The organism is Vibrio sp. R15-SG3-ISO1B, from assembly GCF_059833835.1.
In genome coordinates this window covers 30,976-51,955 of record NZ_JCBDGG010000013.1, presented here as the reverse complement: position 1 = coordinate 51,955, position 20,980 = coordinate 30,976, and the positions used below count along the sequence as shown (strand labels likewise).

The window sequence follows — 20,980 nt, the reverse complement described above, 5'->3', positions numbered from 1 at the left end:
TGACACGCAGGTAGAACAAGCATGATAGAGAAAGAGTGGAGCGCAGACGATATTGACCAAATGGCGCCGCGTAGCCGTGCTCGGTTAATCAATTCCTTGACAGGTTTTAAGAGCGCTAATCTGATTGGCTCCACGGATGGGCAGGGGAACGACAATCTTGCTATTTTCAGCTCGGTGATTCATTTTGGCTCTAACCCGCCGCTACTTGGTTTTGTGTCGAGGCCAAGACCTGCGCAACGCGACAGCTTAACTAACATCCTCACCACGGGTGTGTTTACCATCAACTCAGTGTCACGCGAGTGGGCACTGCAGGCCCATCAAACCTCAGCGCGTTATCCTAGTGACGTAAGCGAGTTCGATGAAACGGGGCTGACTCGCTATTACCATGACGATTTCGCAGCGCCCTTCGTACTCGAAAGTCCAATAAAAATCGGATTAAAATTGGTTGAGCATATGGTGATTCAAAGCAATCAAACAGAAATGTTGATTGGTGAAGTGGTCAGATTATTGCTGCCGGAGCAGGCAGTGATGTCCGATGGGTATCTTGACCACGAGCAATTGGAAACCGTGACCATCTCGGGTTTGGATAGTTACCACGTCACGCAGAGAGTCCATCGATTGAGTTATGCAAAACCAGACCAACCGCTTCACCCCCTTACCCTAGAGGGCGAACCCTCCTTATGGCAAGCGCTATACAGCGAAGAGGGTTTACCCTAACGCCAAAGCACTATAAGGTGTTGATTCTTCATGTTGTGATACTCAAGGATTTGCCATGAACAGCACCATAGACACGTTATTGAATCACCGCTCCATTCGTCAGTTTACGTCTGAGGCGATTGGCCCTGATCAGCTTGACACTGTGCTCAAAGCGGGATTAGCGGCATCATCATCGAGCTTGTTACAGGTGGTCTCAGTGATTCGTGTGACAGACCCTGGCAAGCGGGCACGTCTGGCCGAATTTGCCGGCCATCAGTCTTATGTGGCGAGTGCGGCCGAGTTTCTCGTGTTCTGTATCGACTACCAGCGCCATGTGGAACTCAACCCAAATGTGCAGGCAGATTTTACCGAGCTAACGTTAATCGGTGCTGTCGATGCGGGCATTATGGCGCAAAACTGTTTGGTAGCGGCAGAGTCGATGGGGCTCGGTGGCGTTTACATTGGTGGTTTGCGTAATCGCGCGGCTGAGGTAGACGATTTGTTGGGTTTACCACAGCACTGCGCGGTGTTATTTGGCATGTGCCTTGGGCATCCCGCTCAAGACCCAGATCTAAAACCGAGATTGCCGCTAGAGGTGATTGTCCATCAAAATCACTATCACCCGCTCGATAAACAGGCCGTTGCACACTACGATGAGACCATGCACACCTATTATCAACAGCGCTCTAGCAACAACAAGCAGAGTGGTTGGTCAGAGCAAGTGACGGCCAAATTGTCGGGCGAATCTCGCCCGCACATCTTGGGTTACTTGAATAGTAAAGGATTGGCAAAGCGCTAACCCTTTATCCACCTCAGAGCTTAGCGAGCGGCGAACCTTTCGGTTTGCCGCTGTTGTTTCTTCTGTTGGCTTTTTTAACCAGTGCGATCAAGGTTGAGCTCGACCAAGCACTGGTTTTTGGTGAAAACTGACTGCGGTTCATCGCCTCCAACTCGGCGTGGATAGATGCCCGCAACTCTTCTGACATCGACACTTCATCCAACCAGATCGCTGCCAGACGGTTGGCTTGCACATAGTCTTGTTGGCGCAGCGCCTCAATCAACGAACCAGCGCTGTTTAGCGTGGGTTCACGGTTTTGTTGCTCAGTGGTCAGCGTGTGAAGCGCGCGTTTGGTGCGCCACCACAGCCCAAGGGTAATCAACCAACCCAGCGCGAGTAGCGCGCTCAGCAAAGGCCAAAAACCACGCTCAATGGTGGCAGTGGGTGGGACAGTCTCGACGGGCGCCGCAGCGGTAATTGAGGGCGCAGTAGAGGTATGGCTTGTGACGGCAGGCTTGATGCTCAGCGTCAAACCATCAACGATTGCTTGGCGCTGGGTCTGTGTGGTGGTGTCCCACCAATCCACGATGACCTCAGGTAGAGTGATCTCTCCGGTCAGTTGAGGGATCAATACTTGTTTTAACTCCATGCGAACGACACCTGGTTGTGGTTCGCTTACCTGCGGTTTTTCGGCGTATTGGCGCACAGACGATGGGTAGGTTATGGACAGGCTGGGTAACTGCTCAGCACTGATCCCAGAGATCTCAAGGGTGAAGGTTCGCGTGATGGAATCGCCTAACTCTAAGCGGTTCGTTGTCTCACCGAGCTCACCTTGTGATGATTGCCACTGCTGACGCAGCGTCAGCTCCGAGGCAGGTAGCCAAGTGCCTTGATAGTCGCTTGGTTTATCCAATACGGTGATGGCGTAGCCCTTCGCAGCAGTGCTGGCATCAATCAGGCGGGTACTCCCGTCACGATCACTGCCGTAGACGATACTACCGCGAAAGCCAATACTGTGCAGTGTTTGTGCACCCGGTGTGGTCGCCGTGACTCGATAGTCTTGATCGACAAGGGTGACCTCTAATCCATCCATCACACTTTGGTATTGGTTGGGTTCTCCAAGCGGCGAGAGCGTCAGCCCTTGAGCTTGAGGGGCGATAACCTGCGGATTTTGTAGTCGACGCGGATTGGCCTTGACGATGAGCCTAGTGCGCAAGGTGGCACTTTCACCTGGATAGAGTGTCTCTTTGCTTAATGTGGATTGGATTTCAATTAAATCCGAGACTTGTGGCGGATTTTGATCGGCCAAGACGGTGATCTCAATCGGCTCAGAGCGCGCACCGCCGACCTCAAAAGCGGGGATCACTGCGGTGCCAATGCGACTGGCAGCCAGTGAGAGATTCCATTCGCTGCGTGTTGAACGGTTGCCATTGATGATGTTGAGCGAGGAGCCAAAGCTTGGTCGCCCTAGATAAAAGTCATCGCTAAGCAGATTAAAATCAATGTCATCCGATTCGGCTTTTTGATCCAGTACCACACGCAGTTGGAATACCTCATTTTTCACGACCCGATTTTTACTCACGGTGACCTGAAGCGTGGCGGCGCTGATGGCGCTAGACCAAAGGAAAAAAAAGATAAAAAGGGATCGAAACGCTGTCATTACCATGTTTTTCCTGTTGATGCTGGGGGAGACTTTTGCTGCGCTTGCAACAGCAGTTGCGCGCGCAATAGGCGGCTAGGATCGCGTGCGGCTTCGACTTGCTCAAGTTTACGCAGCGCGGGATCGATCTCGTTGGTCTTGGTGTCGCCGAGTGTTGCCGATGTGTTAGGCGGCTCAGTTTGGTCGTTTGCCTCCTGCGAACCTCTCTCTTGCTCTGACATCGAGTCTTGTTCAGAAGTCGTGGATTGCTCTGTAGTTGAAGATTGCTCTGAACTAGAAGAGTTCTCAGAAGTAGAAGGTGCCTCGGACGTAGACGGCTGCGAAGGATTGCTCTCTTGGCTTTGCTGAGGTTCATTGTTTGGGCGCGGTGCTTCGTCTTGTTGCTCGGGCTGCGCGCTAGCGTTGCCTTGAGAGTTTTTACCAGATTGGGAATTAGGCTGAGACGCGGCTTGTTCAGATTGCTCACCTGATTCACCCCGCTGTTGCTGCTGTTGTAGCGCTTGTTCCACAATCGCTTTGTTGTGGCTTGCCGATGAGAGCTCTGGGTTAAGCGCCAACGTTTGCTCATAGTGCTCAATGGCGGCGGAATATTGACCGCTTTGTGCGAGTGCATTGGCGAGGTTGTAGTGCTGGTTGGCCGTTTTTGCGCCGCTTAGGTTTTCAATGGCGGCGTCAAAATCGCCCGCTTGATAGTGTGCCAAGCCTTGCCATTGCGCATCGTTAAACTTCTCGGCGGCGGCTGAGTAGTTACCCGAGAGATAATCTTCATACGCTTGGAGATCTTGAGGTTTAAACGGGTTAGCGGCAACCTCCTGACTGGGCGAGAGCCAGAGCAGCGGCACTAGCAGCGCCGACAGCAAGACGCCACGGCGAAACAGTAGAAGCGAGAGCAGCACGATGAGTGGCAGCAGCCAATAGCCTTGGTTGACCTGATTGCTGACCGATTGATGACTGACGGCGCGAGTGGCTTGGTCGGTTTGATTCATCACGCGGTGAATGAGGTTGATGTCGTCGTTTGTCACCTGAACGGGCACAAAAATACCTCCGCTGGTGGACGCCAAGCGGCGCATATTATCAAAATTGCTTTTCGCGACCACCGTTTGGCCGTTATGCGTCAGCAATTGCCCATCTTGCAAAGGGATTGGCGCGCCGCTTTCAGTACCAATAGCCAAGACCGACAGCGACCAAGCACCAGAATCGATCAGCTCGGCGCTGCGTGTTTGCTCGTCATCATCCAGATCATCACTAACAAGCAAGATATGGCCGCGATCTAAGCCCGCATTTTTCATCAACTCAATCGCTAGTTCGATACCTTTGTCTGCCCGAGCGCCCGGGTAGGGCATGATGTCAGGTGAAAGATTTGGCAGCAGGTTGAGCATGGTTTGGCTGTCTGAGGTGAGCGGGCTTACCACATACGCGTCCCCGGCGTAAGCAATCAGCGCGGTGTCACCCTCTTGCCATTGGGCCAATAAATCCGACACCTTGTATCTGGCTTGGCTCAAACGATTGGGTTTGATGTCATTGGCGTACATGGACATCGACATGTCCATCACTATCACTCGCGCTTCGGTGCTGGAAAACGCCGGTCGCTCTGCTTGGCTAAAACTTGGCCCGGATAGCGCAACGATGGCAAGCGTCAGCATTGCGCCTAGCAGTGGCAATAGTCGATGAGTGGGCTGTGATGAGCTCATACCAAGCGCGGCAGCAATGTGCGGCGCAATGAGCGTATGGCTCTTTTGACGTTTGCTGAGCCAGTACAGCAATGCATAGGTGGGCAGCAGTGCCCACAACCACATCGGGTAGAGTAGCGTAAAGTCAGACATGATGCCTCCGCACGATAATCAGGCCGAGTAGGGTGAGAAGGGCGAGCGTGAGCGGGACATAAAACCATTCAGTTTGAGGGCGCCAGACTTGCGTTGCCAACGAGACAGGCTCAAGCGCATTAATGGTGTCGTAGATGGTGGCGAGCTCATCGGCGTTTCTGGCCCGAAAGTACTGCCCGCCGGTTGTCTCAGCGATTGCCATCAAGGTCCGTTCATCGAGATCATGGGCGGTATTGACTTTACGGCTCATAAAGAACTCTTTGACGACCATTTCACCGGCGCCGACACCGACCGTATAGATGGTCGCGCCATATTGCTTGGCAATGTCTGCGGCTTCAAGAGGATTAAGAACGCCCGAGGTGTTCGAACCATCACTGAGGAGGATCATCACGCGCTGCGGCGCATCACTGTCGATAAAGGTTTTGGTCGCAAGGCCAATTCCTTCACCGATGGCGGTTTTTTCACCGATTAAGCGCAAAACCAATTGATCCACTTGTTTGGCGACGGTACGTCTGTCTAGGGTCAGTGGCGTTTGCAGATAGGCGTGATCAGCAAACAGCACCACGCCGATCCTATCGCCTTCCCGTTTGGCGACAAAATCATTGACCACCTGTTTGACTGCGCTCAGCCGATCAATGTAGTCGTCCCCTTGAAGCATGTCTTGCTGGCTCATCGAATAAGAGAGATCGAGCACTAACATTAAGTCACGGTGTTTCGGCTGTATTGTGACGGGATCGCCAAACCACACCGGTCTCGCCGCCGCGAGTAACAGGAGTAGCCAAGTGAGTGAGAGGAGCAGACGTGTGACGCGCAAATTCGGCGTAGCCTGGGCTGCGCCCTGAGGTAAAATGGGCAGATAGAGCGGCGTTCGCTGCGCGCTGGCAGGAGCGAAGCGGTAAACCAACAAGGGCAGCGGCAGTGCAAACAGCACCCACCACCACAGCAGTTGCCAATCAGCCTCGAACAGGGCCACGAGATTTCCTCCGTTTCTTCGGTGGCAGCGCGTGCTCTATCCAATGGGCGCAGTGTTCGATCAACGCCTGAGACTCATCATTGTGTTGCTTGCTGTAGAGTGCATGTTGCCATTTATCGTAATTGTCGGCAAAGAGCGGGGTGCTCAATTGCTCATCCAAAAATAGATACCACTCTTTTCCTGTTAGCTGAGCGATCTCTTCGCGTGGGAAATAGCACAACGCCGATTGGCGAACCAACTCAATCGCTGATGAAGGTGTGCTGCCTTGTTTCAAAATGCGTAGGGCGGCTTTTTTCGGTGCAAGGCGTTTTTTCTTCCAGTGGGTGAAGCCCCAAATAGCGAGCAGCGTCATGATACCGGCGGCGATACTCGCCCACCATGCCCAGGTAAGCGGTAGCCAACTTGGTGGCGAGGGTAATATCATAGGGTCTAGCGGCAGCAATGAAGATTGACTGTTCGAGCTCATTCTAAAATCCGTGTAATTGTTGTTGTAGTGGTTGTGCACTAGAGAGTGCGCTGACGCTCATTCCTAGTTTAAGCGAGAGCCTAGAAAGCTGATTTTGCTTGGCTTTAAAGGCGGCTTCAATGTTTTTTCGCGTTGTTTTTTTTCCAAAATCAATCCATTGGGTATGCTGACGATCCGTCACCTGTTCGCAGCCGCGAAAATCAGTGACGCCTTGCTCTAGAGGATCCCACAACTGCACGATGCGCACGCGATTGTGGGTGTTGAGCCCAGATAGGGTGATCTCATCTTGTTCTGTCAGTCGGGTGAAATCGCTCAGTAAGATAATATCGCTGCCCTTGGGACAGAGACGGTTGAGTGCTTCCAGCGCGGGTGCCATCGAGCTGTTTTGCGTGACGTGATGGTTCATCAGCGCTTTTTGGTGTTCATTGACCAAAGCGTGATTGAGTGCCAACGCCCCTCGCTGCCTTGGAAGGGGCTTGAGGTCAGTCAGTGTTGAGCCGGTATCGATGACGGCGCCGATTCTATCTTGCCCTTCGGTGGCTATCCACCCGGTGAGCGCGGCAAAATGCGCCGCTTGCACCGACTTTAGTAACAACGTTGAGCCGAACCTCATGCTCGGACTGAAGTCGACATAGACGATAACCGGCTTTTCGCGTTCTTCACTAAACAGTTTGGTGTGTGGCTTGCCTGTGCGCGCCGTGACGCGCCAGTCGATGCTTCGAATGTCATCGCCATGTTGATATTGTCGTACTTCACTGAAATCCATCCCGCGGCCAAGTTGGCGACTTTGGTGTTGCCCTGCCATTTGTGACCACAAACTTTTGGCTGGTGGCAGCCATTTCACCGCGTGCTGCTTAAGATGAAGCAACTCCTTCATGGTGAGGTTCACACCATCACTATGAGGCGGCAGTGTCGGCGTAGGGAGGACGGTATTTTCTATGGCCATGTTTATGCGCTACCGACCAGAGAGAGCAAGGTAGAGACCACGTGATCGCGGCTGATGCCTTCTGCTTGGGCTTGGTAGGTCAGCAGTAGTCGATGTCTTAGCACAGGGTAGGCCATTGCTTGGACGTCTTCTGGCGTAACAAAATCTCGCCCGGCCAACCAAGCGTGAGCGCGTGCGCATCGATCCAGTGCGATGGTGGCGCGCGGGCTGACGCCCATCTCCAGCATCGTTGCAAGGTTGTCGTCGTACTGCTCGGGCTCGCGGGTCGCCATCACCAATCGGATGATGTACTGCTCGACGCTCTCAGCCATATGTACGTTGAGCACTTCTTGTCTGGCGGTGAAAATATCGTGTTGCGAGAGTTGCGGTTTCTGCGCGCCGACTTCGCCTTTGGCTTCACCGCGGTTTAAGCGCAGGATCGCGAGCTCACTGTCGGCGTCAGGGTAGCTGACGTTAAGGTGGAGCAAAAAGCGATCAAGCTGAGCTTCAGGTAAGGGGTAGGTACCTTCTTGCTCTATCGGGTTTTGTGTCGCCATCACCAAAAACAGCTCGGGCAGCGGGTAGGTTTGTTTGCCGGCAGTAATTTGCTTTTCTGCCATGGCTTCTAGCATTGCGGCTTGCACTTTGGCGGGGGCACGGTTGATCTCATCAGCGAGCAGCAACGAATGGAAAATCGGGCCCGGTTGGAAGCGAAATTCCCCGGTTTCTGGTCTAAATATGTCGGTTCCTGTCAAATCCGCCGGCAATAAATCCGGTGTAAACTGCACGCGATGGAAGCTGCCTTCAATGCAATCGGCTAGGGCTTTTACCGCGCGTGTTTTAGCAAGCCCCGGTGGTCCTTCGACAAGGATGTGGCCGTCAGCCAAGAGTGCAACAAGCAATTGCTTGACCAATTCACTTTGACCAATCACTTGACCGTTCAAATAGTGTTGCAGCTGTGATAGAGCGTGAGTGTGCATGAGCCGTATCTCTCCATGAGTTCTCGCCATAGGCGATAGCGCAGGTTAAGTCTCTGATATTGAGAACAATTAGAATATGGGTATTTTCCCTCGAGATACAACTCTTTCCCCGGTCAATTGACCAAAATTTTGCCAATGGGCATAAGACATTGTGGAAATACAACCAAAGTGTGAGCTAGTCTAAATGAAAGAGGTAAAGTAATGCTTAAACCTTACGATATAAGTAAAGTGAATAGCACACTCGATGGCTTAGACTCTGTGAAAGCAGTCTGTCGCGGGATGTGCTTGTTTGTGCAATAGGGCTAGGATCAGCATGATAAATTTGAACTCCATTAGTATTAAACAGAAAGTGGTCGCAGGGATTACCTTTGCGGTACTGGCGTCTACCATCATTGTCGGCGTGATGGCTCAACGTCAAGCGAGAGCAGTATTAGAGCATCGCTTGATCGATATTGAGTTGCCAACCATGCTGGAAAAAATCAAAGGAGAAATCGACAACGAAGTGACCCAGTTGTTGATGGCAGCACAACAGATCGCCAACAATGAGTTCACCCAGCAAGCGATCAACACTCGTAATATCGATGCCGATAGCGAGCGTCTTTTGGTGAAGTCACTAAATAACGTCCGCACGCAGTACAAGCTCAACGATGCGTCAGTGGCCAACCGAGAGACCGCCTACTACTGGAACCAAAATGGCTTCCTACGTGAGCTTAACAAGCAGCAGGATGGTTGGTTCTTTGGCTTCACGCAGTCAGGCAATGCGACTATGGTCAGCATGTTCCAAGAGGCCAGCGGTGAAGTGAAGATGTTCGCTAACTTCCAGCAAGTCGACGGGTTCTCCATGTCAGGGGTGTCAAAATCAATGGATGATATGGTGAAGCTACTGAATGGATTCAAGATTGAGCAAACCGGCTTTGTCTTTTTAACCAACGCCAAAGGTGAAGTACAAATCCACCGCGACCAAAGCCAATCAAAAGCGACATTGGCGCAACTCTATGGTAGCAACGCGTCTGATCTATTGGATAAGTCAGACTTTAACCTTGTCCAAGCGAATTACAACGGCCAAAACGTCTTTGTTTCTTCCACTTATATTCCGGTCATGGATTGGTTTGTAGTGGGCGTGGTACCCGTAGATGAAGTGTTCGCGGATTTGACCAAAGTGGCGCATCAAATGCTGATCACGACCATTGTCGTCGCGGCACTGTTTATTTTGATGGGGCTGTTTTTGGCCAACAGCATTGCTAAGCCGATTCGTGCGATTGCACTGCGTTTTAGCGATCTGGGCAAAGGTGATGGCGATCTTTCTCAACGTATCGAGATCAAAGGTCGCGATGAAATCGGTCAATTGTCAGAAGGGTTTAACGGCTTTATTGAGAAGATTCATCAATCAATGAAAGAAGTAGCCTCGACCAGTAGTGCGCTTCAGTCAGCGGCGGATGGGGTCTCACACAAAGCCAATACCACACACGACAATAGTCAAGTGCAGCGTGATCAAACCATACAAGTCGTGACCGCGATCAACCAGATGGGCGCCACCATCAGTGAGATTGCCACCAACGCTGCCACTGCTGCAGAAACTGCCACCCAAGCGTCCGACAACAGTGAAGTGGGGCAACAAGTGGTTAGCAAAGCGAAAGATGCCATTAGTCGTCTCGCGCTTGATATCGAAAATACCGGTCAAGTGGTGGAGCAGTTGGCGTCGACAACGCAAGAAATTGGCTCCATTTTGGACGTGATTCGCGACATTTCCGAGCAAACCAATTTGTTGGCGCTCAATGCGGCGATTGAAGCGGCACGTGCGGGCGAGCAAGGTCGAGGCTTTGCGGTTGTGGCGGATGAAGTCCGTAACCTCGCCAGTCGAACCGCCGATTCGACCGAAGAGATCCAAAAGATGATCAACCAGTTACAAAGCGATGCCAAAGACGCGGTAACGGCGATGGAGGCGGGTAAATCCGTCACGGGTGAAGGGGTGTCTGCGTCGGACGAAGCGGTAAAAGTGCTACTGAGTATCTCAGAGCGTATCCATGACATCTCGGATCGCAACACTCAAGTGGCGACAGCGACGGAGGAGCAATCTACCGTGGTGCACACCATCAACCAGAATATTGAAGAGATCAACGCCATCAATGAAGTGACCACTAGCACGGCGGAAGAGTTGGCAGCAGCGAGTACTGAATTGAAAGAGTTGTCCGTTCGGTTGGACAAAATGGTCGGCAGCTTTAAGTTATAACGACGTTCAACGCTTTCACGTGTCAAACTAGAAACTCTGGGGTTAAGTAGGTAAACTTGCCCCAGTTTTATTTTGGTAAGGGTATGTCAATCATGAGTGATGTTGAAAAAGAACTGGAGCTGATGTCTCAAGAAATGGGGGATGAGCCAGAGGTGGCATTGCCATCAATTGAAGAGCAAAAAGCCATCGCACAAAAGCTGAAAGAGCTTGAAGCCGAAGGTAAATTGACTCCAGAGGTATTGGAAGAGTACTTTGGAAAATTCTACGCCAAGACGGACGCGCCGATTCACTGATTGCGCTGGTTTTCTTGGTCAAGAAAGCAGAAGAGAAGGTTGGCATTGCCAGCCTTTTTTGCTTTTTATCCCCTATGGCCGTTGTGTTGATCGACGTGGGCGCGGCGCCAACGACTATCTGGCGACGACTTGGTTTCTCCCCGCCTTTTTCGCCTCATACAGCGCTTGGTCAGCGCGTGATACCGCTTCACTCCAAGTATCATGCATGTTGAGGCTGCTGACGCCAAAGCTTGCTGTGCAGAATTCATCGTGTTTAGGAAGCAAGTGAGTGCGCTCAATGACCTGACGCAGCTTCTCTGCGACAAATTCAGCGTCTTCAAGTGACGTCTCGGGCAAAATGAGCAAGAACTCTTCACCGCCGTAACGAAAGCAAAAATCGTTGGCGCGCGTTTCCACGTGCAGAATACGACCGATACTGTTTAACACGCGATCGCCTGTTTGGTGGCCATAGAAATCGTTGATCTCTTTAAACCGATCAATATCCAGCAACACGAAAGAGAGGTCGGTTTGAAAACGGCGTGCTCGAGCGGACTCTTTGGGTGCTAATTCAGACAGTGCACGTCGATTATAGAGTTGGGTGAGGTCGTCTTTCAGGGATGTGTCGTAGATGGTGGCGACCAAGCGACCGGTTAGGAGCCAAGTGATCGAAAAACCAATAAAAATCACCATAGAAATGAGAGAGATGAATGCCAGTTGGTGCACTAAGCCTGACTGCATGAAATCCTGAATTTGTTGTTGGAACGGCAGAGTAGCGACGCGAAAGAGGCTGTATCCACCTTGAATAATCATGGCAATAGAAAGTAAACGTTTTGAGCCAGGGATGTCTTTGTGCGTCCCTTTGAGGTTGGCGTATAAGGTGAGGAAAGACATTAATGCAATAAAGCTTGCGACCAAAAAAATCCGTACATTAGTCGAGGGGGAGAAATAGGTAAAGTAGGTCAGCCCCAAAATGATCAACGGCAAGCCATAGTAGCCGATGTTCGCCAAACGATGAGGAAAGCTGCGCAACAAGCACACGCCGTGGAGCAGCAAAACAAAGCTGAGCACAATCGCTGAATTGGCGGTGATTTTTGAGATCCAATAAGAGGTGTGATTACCAAAACTCAGCAGCAGAAAACCAACGCCGAGCAAAAGCAGCGCCAGCGCTATAGTATTGATTCCCCTAATGTTTGGCTGTAGGCGCTGAATCAGCAAAAGCCCAAACGCGTACGTAAACGACAAAAAAACACAAATCACCGACAAGGTCGGAATATCTAAACGCGGCAAGTTTATGATCCATTTGATTTATTTGTGTTTAAGTGTAGTTGATATAATTGTGTTTAATAGAAAAAGACCACCGAATTCGGTGGCCTTAGTCAATAAAAGTGCCCGATGGCTCGATCGCGTGCTGGGTGTGGCTTATTTCACACGCCAAGCGATGGTTTCGCCGCCACGAATAGGAACCACGATGTCGTCACCAAACGGCATGGTTGGTTCGACCGACCAGCTCTCTTTCACCAAAGTGACGGTGTCGCTGTTGCGAGGGATGCCGTAAAAATCGGGGCCGTTGTGGCTGGCGAAGGCTTCCAGTTTGTCCAGTTTTCCTTCGTTCTCAAACACTTCAGCGTAGAGCTCTAACGCTGCGTGTGCAGTGTAAGAACCCGCACAGCCGCAAGCTGCTTCTTTTTTGCCCTTGGCGTGTGGCGCCGAATCGGTGCCCAAGAAGAACTTCTTGCTGCCACTGGTAGCCGCTTCAATCAACGCTTTTTGGTGGGTGTTGCGTTTAAGGATCGGCAGGCAGTAGAAATGTGGGCGAATACCGCCGACAAGCATATGGTTGCGGTTGTAGAGAAGGTGGTGAGCGGTAATCGTTGCTGCGACATTGTCATTGGCGTTATTCACAAACTCAGCGGCATCGGCAGTGGTGATGTGCTCAAGAACAATCTTTAGATTAGGAAAGTCATTGACGATTGGCGCAAGTACAGTGTCTAGGAACGCTTTCTCACGATCAAAAATATCCACTTCGTGATGAGTCACTTCGCCGTGGACTAACAGCAGCATGCCCACCTCTTGCATCGCTTCAAGCACGGGGTAGATGTTTTTCGCATTGGTCACCCCAGAGTCGGAGTTAGTGGTCGCACCCGCTGGGTAGAGTTTCGCTGCCACCACTTTGCCTGATGCTTTCGCTTGGCGGATATCCTCGGCGGTGGTGTTGTCAGTCAGATACAGCGCCATCAATGGTTCGAACTGCTCGCTTGGCTTTTCTGCCAGGATGCGCTCTCGGTAAGCCAGCGCCATCTCGGTGTTGGTCACAGGTGGGATAGTGTTTGGCATGATCAGCGCGCGGCCGTTGTAGCGACTGATGTCACGCACGGTGTCTTTGAGTACGTTACCGTCGCGTAAGTGAACATGCCAGTCGTCAGGACGTGTGATCGTAAGTGTTGTCATTGATTGCTCCCACCATAGATTGAATTATCGGATTGGAGCCTAAACGCGGCGAAAAGTGTGAAGGCAAACGCTTACGTTTAGGCGACAGGATGATAGAGCAAAGTCACTGGGATTTCATCTACTTTCTCGGATTTTGACCGATTTCGCCTTAAGTATCCGCGCGCTGCAGCGTATACTGCTGAGACAATCATTACGCTTAGGATTAGCAATGTCAGCGCCAGATTCTTCACAACAACCGCAACTCTCCCAAATCAATGTCTACCCCGTCAAATCGGTGGGCGGTATTGCTCTCTCGACCTCGTGGGTGGAAAGACAAGGCCTCACGTTTGACCGTCGTTTTATGCTTGCGACTGCCGATGGTCAAATGGTCACCGCGCGCAAGTTCCCGCAGATGGTCATGGTTCGTTCCAGTTTAATGGCAGATGGGCTGGCGATAACCGCCGAGGGGCATGCGCCACTTCGCTTACGTTACGACGCCTTTAAAATGCAAGCGGCGTCCGCTCAAGTGTGGAATGACCGATTTACTGCCTACACCACTACGGATGAGGCCGATGACTGGTTTAGCGCAGTCATTGGTCAACGGGTTGAGCTGCTTTATACCGGCGAACAGTCCAATCGTGTGCGTGAAAAGCTGGGCCACAATGTCAGCTTCGCTGATGGTTATCCGCTGCTTATTATCAGTCAGTCGTCGCTTGATGAACTCAACCGCCGTAGCCCTGAACGCCACGATATGGATCAGTTTCGTACCAACTTAGTGGCGGGAAACACTGCGCCTTTTGAGGAAGATCGCTGGAAGCGCATTCGAATCGGTGACGTTGAATTTGAAGCGGTGAAGCCTTGTGAGCGCTGTGTGTTGACTACAGTGGAAGTCGAAAAAGGCGCGTTTCGTCGAAGTAAAGAGCCTTTACAAACCTTATCGCAATTTCGCGCCAATGAGCGCGGTGGCGTGTTCTTTGGTCAAAACTTGGTTGCAAAGAACGAAGGCTTGATTCGACAAGGTGATGAGATAGAAGTGTTGGAGTACAAAGAGCCAGAGCTCTACGCTGACAAAGGTCAGCTGAGTCTCTCTGCTGTGGAAGCGCCAGTGCCGGACTCAGTAAAATCGCTGACCATCAGTGTCAACGGCAACATCTTCAGTGGTGATAACCAACGCACCTTACTTGAGCAAGCGGAGGAAGCGGGTATCCCGATGGCAAACAGTTGTCGTGCTGGGCTGTGTGGTGCGTGCCGCGTTACGGTGGAATCTGGCGAAGTGGACCAAGAAGATGTGCCGGCACTTCATGGCTTTGCTCACGAACCGGGGTTAGCGTTAGCTTGCTGCTGTGTGCCGAAATCGGATATCGAAGTCATCAACTAAATAGATCAGTTAAATAAAGAGATACCCTTATCTCCGAAATGAAACAAGCCCCAATTGCGCGGAAAATATGCAGCATATAATCCGTGCGATTGGGGCCTTGATGTGAGAGGGGCTCTCACTATCCGCTGACAACAATAACCGGTGTGTCGTTTTCCTGTGCAAACAGCGCAATCTCTTCCGGCGGCGCTTCGTTGGTGATGACTAAATCAATGTCGGCCAAGGTACCCAGTTTTACCATCGCATTGCGGCCAAATTTACTTGAGTCGACGCCAAGAAAGACACAACGGCTATTTTCCATAATTGCGCGTTTGACGCGCACTTCATGATAATCGAAATCCAGCAATGAGCCATCGAAGTCAATTCCGCTGATGCCCAAGATGCCGAAATCGAGGCGGAACTGGGAGATGAAATCCAGTGTCGCTTCACCCGTCACACCGCCGTCCTTACCGCGTACTTCGCCGCCTGCCAAGATGACTTTAAAGTCCGGTTTGCTCATTAATAGCGTGGCGACATTGATGTTGTTGGTGACGATACGTAAGTTTTGATGCTTGCTCATCAGTGCACGTGCGACGGCTTCAGGCGTTGTACCGATGTCGATAAACAAGGTGGCACCGTCAGGGATGTGAGTCACAAGTTCTTGTGCTACTTTGCTTTTTTCCGATTGGTGAGACACTTGACGGATTTGATAGGAAGAATTTTCTGAGCTTGAGACAATGGTCGCGCCACCGTGGTTACGGCGGATCTTGTTCGCCTCGGCCAGCTCGTTTAAGTCACGACGAATTGTTTGTGGGCTGACATCAAAACGCTCAACTAACTCTTCGGTACTGACGAAACCTTGGGTTTGAACGAGCTCGATGATCTCTTGATGACGTTTTAATGCTTTCAAATTCACTTCCTTATTAAATGGCGTACAACACAGAAGTGTACGGACAGTCGCAGAGAAAAGCCAATGAACTTGGTCGTTCGAAGTGAAAGTATGCGCGTTTTCAGAAAATGTTCACAAAAACGCGCGTGACGAGTTTAAGTTTTCAGCGGAAAAACTCGGACTCGCGCATCCGGAGTGTGCAACTAGGCCGTCTCTTTGGCCACAGGTGATGCCAATAGCGGTTTGTCACGCCCCAGTTTGACCTGCGACAAAATGACCCCAGTGATCACCATCAACCCTCCGACAAGGTGATAGAAATGCATAGTTTCACCCAGTAACACAGAGGCCAATGTCACCGCTAAGATCGGCAACAAGTTCATAAACATTGCGCTTGAGTCTGCGCCGATCGCATCTATCGATTTGACCCACATCCAAGGCGCGAGCACTGAGGCGGCGATGCCAGCGTAAGCGATAAGCGGCAGAGCATCGCTACTGGGTATTGGCGACGCGCTGGTGACGAGCAGTGGAAATAGCATCATGAGTGCAAACACGCCTTGTAAATAGATGACGACCCAGTTTGAGAGCGGCATTTTCCAACGTTTAAGCAACACGCAGTAGGCGGCGTAGCAAAGTGAGGCTAACAGCATCAAGCCGTCTCCTGGCGTCATATCTTGATGGAGGAAATAGGTCATATCGCCTTGGCCCAACATATAGCTCAAGCCGATTAAAGAAAGTATGCCACCGAGAATACTCACCGCAGAGATCGATTTACCCAGCAAGGGGACACTCAGAAACACACTAAGCAGCGGGACCAAAGAGGTGATGAGCGCCATGTTCGAGGCGGTCGTTGTTAAGCCTGCGTAGTAACCGAGCGACTGGTTGAGCACCATGCCCAGCATTGCAAGAAACGCCAGTTTCGTCAGGTGTTGTTTGACGTGGTGCCACTGTTTCACCACGCTCGGAAGACAAAAAGGCGATAGAAGTACCACGGCAACAAACCAGCGATAGAAACTCATCGCACCGGGTTCAATGTGGCTGGCGGCCAGTTTGGTTACGATGGTATTCCCGCCCCAAATGAATACGGTAAACAGTGGAAGTAAGTAGTTCATGTGAGCCCCATCGCAAAGTAATCAGTGGAACCGAGTGTGACAGGTCTATATAATTATAAATATCTCCATAAAGACATTGCGCGTCATAGGAAGACAATCTTGAGAAAATCGGCAAAACACCTTCATCCTTCCTTATCCATTGATAAGGCACCATCAGACGTATTTATGAATTTCGAGGCGTTTCTTTCGAATACAGAAACGCGTATGCATAGCCACCCTTGGGGGCAAGTTCAACTGATCAGTGGTGGGATATTGGAGATGGAAGCCGAAGATACGCGCTTTTTGGCTCCGCCCCATTTGGCTATTTGGGTGCCTGCGGGCGTTCGTCACACCAGTTACAATCGCAAACCTATTTCCTACTGCTCTCTCAATGTGGCGCAATCGCTGACGACAAATTTCCCAGATAGAACCAGCCTGATTAAAGTGACGCCGATTGTTTCCGCGATCATTGATGATTTTCGTCAGCGAGATATCAACGTTGCTGATTCTGATGCGGATAAACGCTTGGTTCAGGTGCTGCTTGACCAATTAGCCACCCGAGATACTCAGCATCACTTCTTGCCCTCGAGCGATCATAAATATTTGGCGCCGATTTTAGCCGCGGTGGAAGAGAACCCCATCGATAACACGAGCTTGTCGCAATGGGCTGAGCGCGTCCATACGACGGAACGCACGTTAGCCCGTCACTGCCAAGCCGAGCTGGGGATGAGTTTTACCGAGTGGCGATTGCGCGTTCGTTATTTGCATTCGATGGAACTGCTGCGTAATGGTCACTCGGTGAAAGAAGTGGCGTTGACGCTCGGATATAACCAAGCCAGCCCCTTTATTGGCATGTTTAAGAAGTACTCTGGCCAAACGCCAGAGCAATACAAGAACAAACTACTTCATCCGGACAAAGGCTAAGATAGCCGCAAGCGTGAGCCAAGTAGGTCGGATTACTCCAATTCCACTGGCGGTCTAAAGACCATTTCATGAATGACGACATCGTCGGGTAGGTTCAATAAAGTGAGGACGGTCTGTGCCACGCTAGCGGGCTGCATATAGTTAGGGCGACTGGCAGCGCGAAATCCAGTGTCTGTACCACCTGGGAATAAGTTGGTGACTTTAATGCCGTGTGGTTGCGCTTCTTTCATCAATACGCCCGTCAGACCTGCCAATCCTTGCTTCATCGCCGTATATACCCCCATGGTTTCACTGGAGCGTTTGGCCACGGTACTGGCGACGTTAATGATGTAGCCGGATTGCTGCGCTTTCATCAGTGGTAGTGCTTCTCGGCAAAGAAGAGCGGGAGCACGTAGGTTGATCGCGTATTGCTGGTCAAACTCTTCTAGGGTGAACTCATCAAGGCCACACTTTCGGCTGTTCATGCCGGCGTTATTGATCAGCACGTCTAGCCCACCTAAGGTGTCGGTCGCTTGCTTGAATAGCGCTATGCACTGGTTGGCGTCGGCAAGATCAAACGCTGCGACATGGCATCCGGTCTCTTGTTGTAAGGTGGCCAGTGCTGCTGCATTTCTTCCGGTGGCAAACACTTGGTGCTGCTGGGCGCAGAGCTGCTGCGTCAGCGCGTAACCAATTCCACCACTCGCGCCAGTAACCAGTATCTTCATCATCCTTTCCTTATGTTGGTGTTGCTCTGTTTGGATGAAGTCTAACAGAGGCGCAGTGAAAAGAATTGGTCAACATACACAGGAATTGACTAACTCGGGTACATAAACAAAAATCCCCCCTCGCTGCGCATTAATTTGAGCTCAGTGAGGGGGGATGTGATTAGCCAATGTCGTTGTTAGTCTGTACACGCTTCGCGCCAGATGTGTTTTGTAAATCTAGAAGAGCGATCTCGGTTTGCCAAATAATTGTTGATAATGATATCGATTATTCTTCCTAAACTGTGATCTCACTTCAAAATTGTGTAAGGTCACCACGCTATCGAGTTCCTATCTCTACTCAATCACTGAAAGGGCGGGATGCAATCTTTATCACAATCTCATTAAACACCTTGCTAAATAACTGAAAAATTTGGCGAATACCATTACGCTTATTTGGATGATGACAAGGAGATGAGGTGTTAGATGAGAGTATTGTTGGGGCTACTCAGCCATCTCTTGGTGTTTGCTGCGGGGATTGGACTGGGTATCTACGCATTGCCGATTATTACCCAGCCTCCGTCTCCAGATATCAGTCAGATTAAAGCCTTGTCTCATATCGCGCTCTACAGCGCCACATTTGATAGAGCACGCCAAGACAGTGATTTTCTTCATTGGGGTGAGGGCTCTGTGTCGATTACGCCAGATGCTATCGGGTTTATAGGTCAGCTTGCACCGGGCCCAGATTATAAACTCTATCTTTCGCCTCAATATGTGGAAAGCGAAGCGTCGTTTTTGGACCTTCAGGCAGAAATGGTGCTGATTGGGGATGTGAACACCTTCGAGCGTTTTTATCTCACTATTCCTGCTGGCGTCCATGTGGAAGAGTACAACACGGTGATCGTCTGGTGTGAAACCTTCAAAGAATTTATTACTTCTGCCCGTTACAAATAAAGCGTGTTTGACGTTCAAAACACGAGCCCCTTGGTCAAAGTCACTTATTTATTCTCTTCATCCATTGTTTGTATGGTTAGGTATTCAGTACACTAAGGACAAATAATATTTGCGGTGCTCGGCGATGGGCACTGTGCAACATAACGAGGTTTGGTGTGGACAAAATTCACCTAGTGATTGACTTCCTGTTGACTCACAAAATGGTTTTTACAGCGCTGATTATTTTGCTGATTGCTTTGGTTCGTCGCGTGGTATTGGCTAAGATTCGTGGGGACGTGGCTTTTGTCAGTGAAGAGCAACGCAGCTGGATGTATCGCACAAAAAACGCCGCTTTTGCGGTCACTGTGGTGTTGCTGTTCACATTGTGGAAACCGGAAATCAGTGAATTCGCCCTCTCAGTGACGGCGATTGCGGTGGCCATTGTGGTTGCCTCAAAAGAGATTATCCTCTGTTTCACGGGCTCCATTCAGCGTGCGAGCTCGCGTTCGTTTCGCATGGGCGATTGGATCGAAGTGGGCAAAAGTACTGGTGAAGTCATCGAACACAATTTGATGGCCACCGTGATTCAGGAGATTGATATCTATCACGGTGAGTACAACTACACAGGCAAGACCATCACCTTACCAAACAGCTTATTTTTTACCTATCCGGTTAAAAACTTGAACTTCATGAAGCGGTATGTGTTCCACCATTTCTCAATCATCGTGCCGGATTTTGTCAATCTGTATCCGATGCTTAAAGATGTCGAAGATAAAATTAACGAACGCATTCATTACTTTAGTGAAGTCGCCAAACGATACAATGCCATTATTGAAAAGCGAGCGGGGGTCGATTTGCCCGGTTCAGAGCCTCATATCGCGGTCACTAGTGCGGCGACGGGTGAGCAAATTGTTCAGTTCACTCTCTTTTGCCCTACAGACAAAGCGTCTCATCTAGAGCAGGGGATTCGTATGGATTTTATGGCTTTGTATGAGCAGCGTTTTCCTAAGGTAGCGCCGTAGCGCTATCAAGAAATTCTTAAGGAGGAGAGCATGATCAAGCAAGTGGGTCCGACAACAATTAAAGAAACACACACGCTAAGTTGTCACTGTGGTGCGGTTAAACTGGCGCTCTCTTTGCCTAATGGGATTGAGAAACCGCGCCGTTGTGATTGCTCCTTATGTCGTCGTAAAGGAGCGATAGTGGCCTCTGTGCCATTGGATGGGATCACCCTACTGCAAGGAGAAGAGAGCCTGACTCTCTATCAATTTAATACCCACACAGCAAAACACTATTTTTGCAAAATATGTGGCATCTACACTCATCATAAGCGCCGTTCGGACCCGACAGAGTATGGCTACAATGTCGGATGCCTTGAAGAGGTGAACCCGTTTGATCTTGGCGACATAACGACGATGGACGGAGTGCACCACCCCGCCGATAGGTCTTAGAACATGCCGAGCAGATCCTCGGGATTGGGTTTGCTCAACCTGTAATCAGTAACGCATCTTCATTTTCAACGCAATAGCCAGTTCAAAATTATTCCCTGTCGCGGTAAATCCAATTTCGAGAGGCTGTTATGCAACAGATAAAGCGATCGTCATCACGCCGTCTCAAAAGTAGGATGCTCCGATGTTTATGCCAGTATGGAAATTAACCAGCATAAAATGCTAATCATTCATGGTGCTAATGCTCTAAATCAGTGGGTTTTATCTATTGAATTATTAATAGGACATGTTGCGCTCTGTATTCAGTGTTTTGTGATATCGAGCCCTAAAAAGAGTGCTAAATTTACAAAATAATAACAACAGCGACGAATTCAACATCATACCCAGTGTGTGACGTTGGAAGCAGTTCAAAGCAATAACGATAAAATCGA

The 20,980-nt window shown here is 50.4% G+C and carries 20 protein-coding genes and 1 pseudogene; 10 read left to right on the top strand and 11 right to left on the bottom strand.

Annotated features, from left to right (window positions below; translation table 11 throughout):
- The first annotated feature begins 21 nt into the window (after positions 1-21).
- Together AC6R0S_RS04295 and nfsA are read left to right on the top strand one after the other, a co-directional pair.
- Complete coding sequence (locus AC6R0S_RS04295) at positions 22-717, top strand: flavin reductase family protein (protein WP_500637287.1); 696 nt, start codon at positions 22-24, stop codon at positions 715-717.
- 55 nt (positions 718-772) lie between these two features.
- A complete protein-coding gene (nfsA, locus tag AC6R0S_RS04290; RefSeq protein ID WP_500637286.1) occupies positions 773-1,495 on the top strand; it encodes an oxygen-insensitive NADPH nitroreductase in 723 nt (240 codons plus the stop codon).
- A gap of 13 nt (positions 1,496-1,508) precedes the next feature.
- On the opposite strand, the gene AC6R0S_RS04285 is transcribed toward nfsA, so the two are convergent.
- The 6 genes from AC6R0S_RS04285 to AC6R0S_RS04260 are packed head-to-tail and all read right to left on the bottom strand — an operon-like array spanning position 1,509 to position 8,301.
- Positions 1,509-3,134: a protein BatD gene (locus AC6R0S_RS04285; RefSeq protein WP_500632098.1), complete on the bottom strand. Its 1,626-nt coding sequence runs from the start codon at positions 3,132-3,134 to the stop codon at positions 1,509-1,511.
- Positions 3,134-4,957, bottom strand: a complete 1,824-nt coding sequence (locus AC6R0S_RS04280) for a VWA domain-containing protein (RefSeq protein ID WP_500632099.1) — start codon at positions 4,955-4,957, stop codon at positions 3,134-3,136. The genes AC6R0S_RS04285 and AC6R0S_RS04280 overlap by 1 nt, the downstream gene beginning before the upstream one ends.
- The gene (locus AC6R0S_RS04275; protein ID WP_500632100.1) at positions 4,950-5,930 is read right to left on the bottom strand and encodes a vWA domain-containing protein; all 981 of its coding nucleotides are present in this window, start codon (positions 5,928-5,930) and stop codon (positions 4,950-4,952) included. Before AC6R0S_RS04275 ends, AC6R0S_RS04280 begins: the two co-directional genes overlap by 8 nt.
- Positions 5,911-6,396 carry a DUF4381 domain-containing protein gene (locus tag AC6R0S_RS04270; RefSeq protein ID WP_500632101.1) on the bottom strand — a complete coding sequence of 162 codons (486 nt, stop codon included), beginning with the start codon at positions 6,394-6,396 and terminating at the stop codon, positions 5,911-5,913. The genes AC6R0S_RS04275 and AC6R0S_RS04270 overlap by 20 nt, the downstream gene beginning before the upstream one ends.
- 1 nt (position 6,397) lies before the next feature.
- Entirely contained in the window at positions 6,398-7,342 is a 945-nt protein-coding gene (locus AC6R0S_RS04265) for a DUF58 domain-containing protein (RefSeq protein ID WP_500637285.1), read from the bottom strand.
- A gap of 2 nt (positions 7,343-7,344) precedes the next feature.
- Entirely contained in the window at positions 7,345-8,301 is a 957-nt protein-coding gene (locus AC6R0S_RS04260) for an AAA family ATPase (RefSeq protein ID WP_500626746.1), read from the bottom strand.
- A 313-nt stretch (positions 8,302-8,614) separates the two neighbouring features.
- On the opposite strand from AC6R0S_RS04260, the gene AC6R0S_RS04255 reads away from it, so the two are divergent.
- Positions 8,615-10,531 carry a methyl-accepting chemotaxis protein gene (locus tag AC6R0S_RS04255; RefSeq protein ID WP_500632103.1) on the top strand — a complete coding sequence of 639 codons (1,917 nt, stop codon included), beginning with the start codon at positions 8,615-8,617 and terminating at the stop codon, positions 10,529-10,531.
- Between the two features lie 92 nt (positions 10,532-10,623).
- A complete protein-coding gene (locus AC6R0S_RS04250; protein WP_334552116.1) occupies positions 10,624-10,824 on the top strand; it encodes a restriction endonuclease subunit S in 201 nt (66 codons plus the stop codon).
- A 114-nt stretch (positions 10,825-10,938) separates the two neighbouring features.
- On the opposite strand, the gene AC6R0S_RS04245 is transcribed toward AC6R0S_RS04250, so the two are convergent.
- Together AC6R0S_RS04245 and pyrC are read right to left on the bottom strand one after the other, a co-directional pair.
- On the bottom strand, positions 10,939-12,090 hold the full coding sequence (locus tag AC6R0S_RS04245; RefSeq protein WP_487902219.1) for a GGDEF domain-containing protein: 1,152 nt from the start codon (positions 12,088-12,090) through the stop codon (positions 10,939-10,941).
- Between the two features lie 132 nt (positions 12,091-12,222).
- Positions 12,223-13,251: a dihydroorotase gene (gene pyrC / locus AC6R0S_RS04240; protein WP_500629144.1), complete on the bottom strand. Its 1,029-nt coding sequence runs from the start codon at positions 13,249-13,251 to the stop codon at positions 12,223-12,225.
- Between the two features lie 208 nt (positions 13,252-13,459).
- Here pyrC and AC6R0S_RS04235 point away from each other — a divergent pair.
- Together AC6R0S_RS04235 and AC6R0S_RS04230 are read left to right on the top strand one after the other, a co-directional pair.
- Positions 13,460-14,329, top strand: a pseudogene (locus AC6R0S_RS04235) (MOSC domain-containing protein); the annotation flags it as partial.
- On the top strand, positions 14,324-14,608 hold the full coding sequence (locus AC6R0S_RS04230; protein ID WP_500637323.1) for a 2Fe-2S iron-sulfur cluster-binding protein: 285 nt from the start codon (positions 14,324-14,326) through the stop codon (positions 14,606-14,608). The pseudogene AC6R0S_RS04235 and the gene AC6R0S_RS04230, both read left to right, overlap by 6 nt.
- 118 nt (positions 14,609-14,726) lie before the next feature.
- Here AC6R0S_RS04230 and AC6R0S_RS04225 read toward each other — a convergent pair whose 3' ends face one another.
- The gene (locus AC6R0S_RS04225) at positions 14,727-15,494 is read right to left on the bottom strand and encodes a DeoR/GlpR family transcriptional regulator (protein WP_334552112.1); all 768 of its coding nucleotides are present in this window, start codon (positions 15,492-15,494) and stop codon (positions 14,727-14,729) included.
- A gap of 182 nt (positions 15,495-15,676) precedes the next feature.
- Positions 15,677-16,582, bottom strand: a complete 906-nt coding sequence (locus AC6R0S_RS04220; RefSeq protein ID WP_500637284.1) for a DMT family transporter — start codon at positions 16,580-16,582, stop codon at positions 15,677-15,679.
- Between the two features lie 99 nt (positions 16,583-16,681).
- Here AC6R0S_RS04220 and AC6R0S_RS04215 point away from each other — a divergent pair, with 99 nt between their 5' ends.
- Positions 16,682-17,485 (top strand): AraC family transcriptional regulator, encoded by an 804-nt coding sequence (locus tag AC6R0S_RS04215; RefSeq protein WP_334552110.1) that lies wholly within the window; start codon positions 16,682-16,684, stop codon positions 17,483-17,485.
- Positions 17,486-17,517: 32 nt separating this feature from the next.
- Here AC6R0S_RS04215 and AC6R0S_RS04210 read toward each other — a convergent pair whose 3' ends face one another.
- Positions 17,518-18,195, bottom strand: a complete 678-nt coding sequence (locus tag AC6R0S_RS04210; protein WP_500632107.1) for an SDR family oxidoreductase — start codon at positions 18,193-18,195, stop codon at positions 17,518-17,520.
- Between the two features lie 459 nt (positions 18,196-18,654).
- Here AC6R0S_RS04210 and AC6R0S_RS04205 point away from each other — a divergent pair, with 459 nt between their 5' ends.
- The 3 genes from AC6R0S_RS04205 to AC6R0S_RS04195 all read left to right on the top strand — a co-directional run bounded on the left by AC6R0S_RS04205 (position 18,655) and on the right by AC6R0S_RS04195 (position 20,552).
- On the top strand, positions 18,655-19,122 hold the full coding sequence (locus AC6R0S_RS04205; protein WP_500637283.1) for a DM13 domain-containing protein: 468 nt from the start codon (positions 18,655-18,657) through the stop codon (positions 19,120-19,122).
- A gap of 200 nt (positions 19,123-19,322) precedes the next feature.
- Entirely contained in the window at positions 19,323-20,123 is an 801-nt protein-coding gene (locus tag AC6R0S_RS04200) for a mechanosensitive ion channel family protein (RefSeq protein WP_420378201.1), read from the top strand.
- A gap of 30 nt (positions 20,124-20,153) precedes the next feature.
- A complete protein-coding gene (locus tag AC6R0S_RS04195; protein WP_500637282.1) occupies positions 20,154-20,552 on the top strand; it encodes a GFA family protein in 399 nt (132 codons plus the stop codon).
- The last annotated feature ends 428 nt before the right edge of the window (positions 20,553-20,980 follow it).

Excerpts from the sequence above, each read along its gene's own strand:
- AC6R0S_RS04295 (WP_500637287.1), top strand. The coding sequence starts at position 22 with ATGATAGAGAAAGAGTGGAGCGCAGACGATATTGACCAAATGGCGCCG.
- nfsA (WP_500637286.1), top strand. The coding sequence starts at position 773 with ATGAACAGCACCATAGACACGTTATTGAATCACCGCTCCATTCGTCAG.
- AC6R0S_RS04285 (WP_500632098.1), bottom strand. The coding sequence starts at position 3,134 with ATGACAGCGTTTCGATCCCTTTTTATCTTTTTTTTCCTTTGGTCTAGC.
- AC6R0S_RS04280 (WP_500632099.1), bottom strand. The coding sequence starts at position 4,957 with ATGTCTGACTTTACGCTACTCTACCCGATGTGGTTGTGGGCACTGCTG.
- AC6R0S_RS04270 (WP_500632101.1), bottom strand. The coding sequence starts at position 6,396 with ATGAGCTCGAACAGTCAATCTTCATTGCTGCCGCTAGACCCTATGATA.
- AC6R0S_RS04265 (WP_500637285.1), bottom strand. The coding sequence starts at position 7,342 with ATGGCCATAGAAAATACCGTCCTCCCTACGCCGACACTGCCGCCTCAT.
- AC6R0S_RS04260 (WP_500626746.1), bottom strand. The coding sequence starts at position 8,301 with ATGCACACTCACGCTCTATCACAGCTGCAACACTATTTGAACGGTCAA.
- AC6R0S_RS04255 (WP_500632103.1), top strand. The coding sequence starts at position 8,615 with ATGATAAATTTGAACTCCATTAGTATTAAACAGAAAGTGGTCGCAGGG.
- AC6R0S_RS04250 (WP_334552116.1), top strand. The coding sequence starts at position 10,624 with ATGAGTGATGTTGAAAAAGAACTGGAGCTGATGTCTCAAGAAATGGGG.
- pyrC (WP_500629144.1), bottom strand. The coding sequence starts at position 13,251 with ATGACAACACTTACGATCACACGTCCTGACGACTGGCATGTTCACTTA.
- AC6R0S_RS04220 (WP_500637284.1), bottom strand. The coding sequence starts at position 16,582 with ATGAACTACTTACTTCCACTGTTTACCGTATTCATTTGGGGCGGGAAT.
- AC6R0S_RS04210 (WP_500632107.1), bottom strand. The coding sequence starts at position 18,195 with ATGATGAAGATACTGGTTACTGGCGCGAGTGGTGGAATTGGTTACGCG.
- AC6R0S_RS04205 (WP_500637283.1), top strand. The coding sequence starts at position 18,655 with ATGAGAGTATTGTTGGGGCTACTCAGCCATCTCTTGGTGTTTGCTGCG.
- AC6R0S_RS04200 (WP_420378201.1), top strand. The coding sequence starts at position 19,323 with ATGGTTTTTACAGCGCTGATTATTTTGCTGATTGCTTTGGTTCGTCGC.
- AC6R0S_RS04195 (WP_500637282.1), top strand. The coding sequence starts at position 20,154 with ATGATCAAGCAAGTGGGTCCGACAACAATTAAAGAAACACACACGCTA.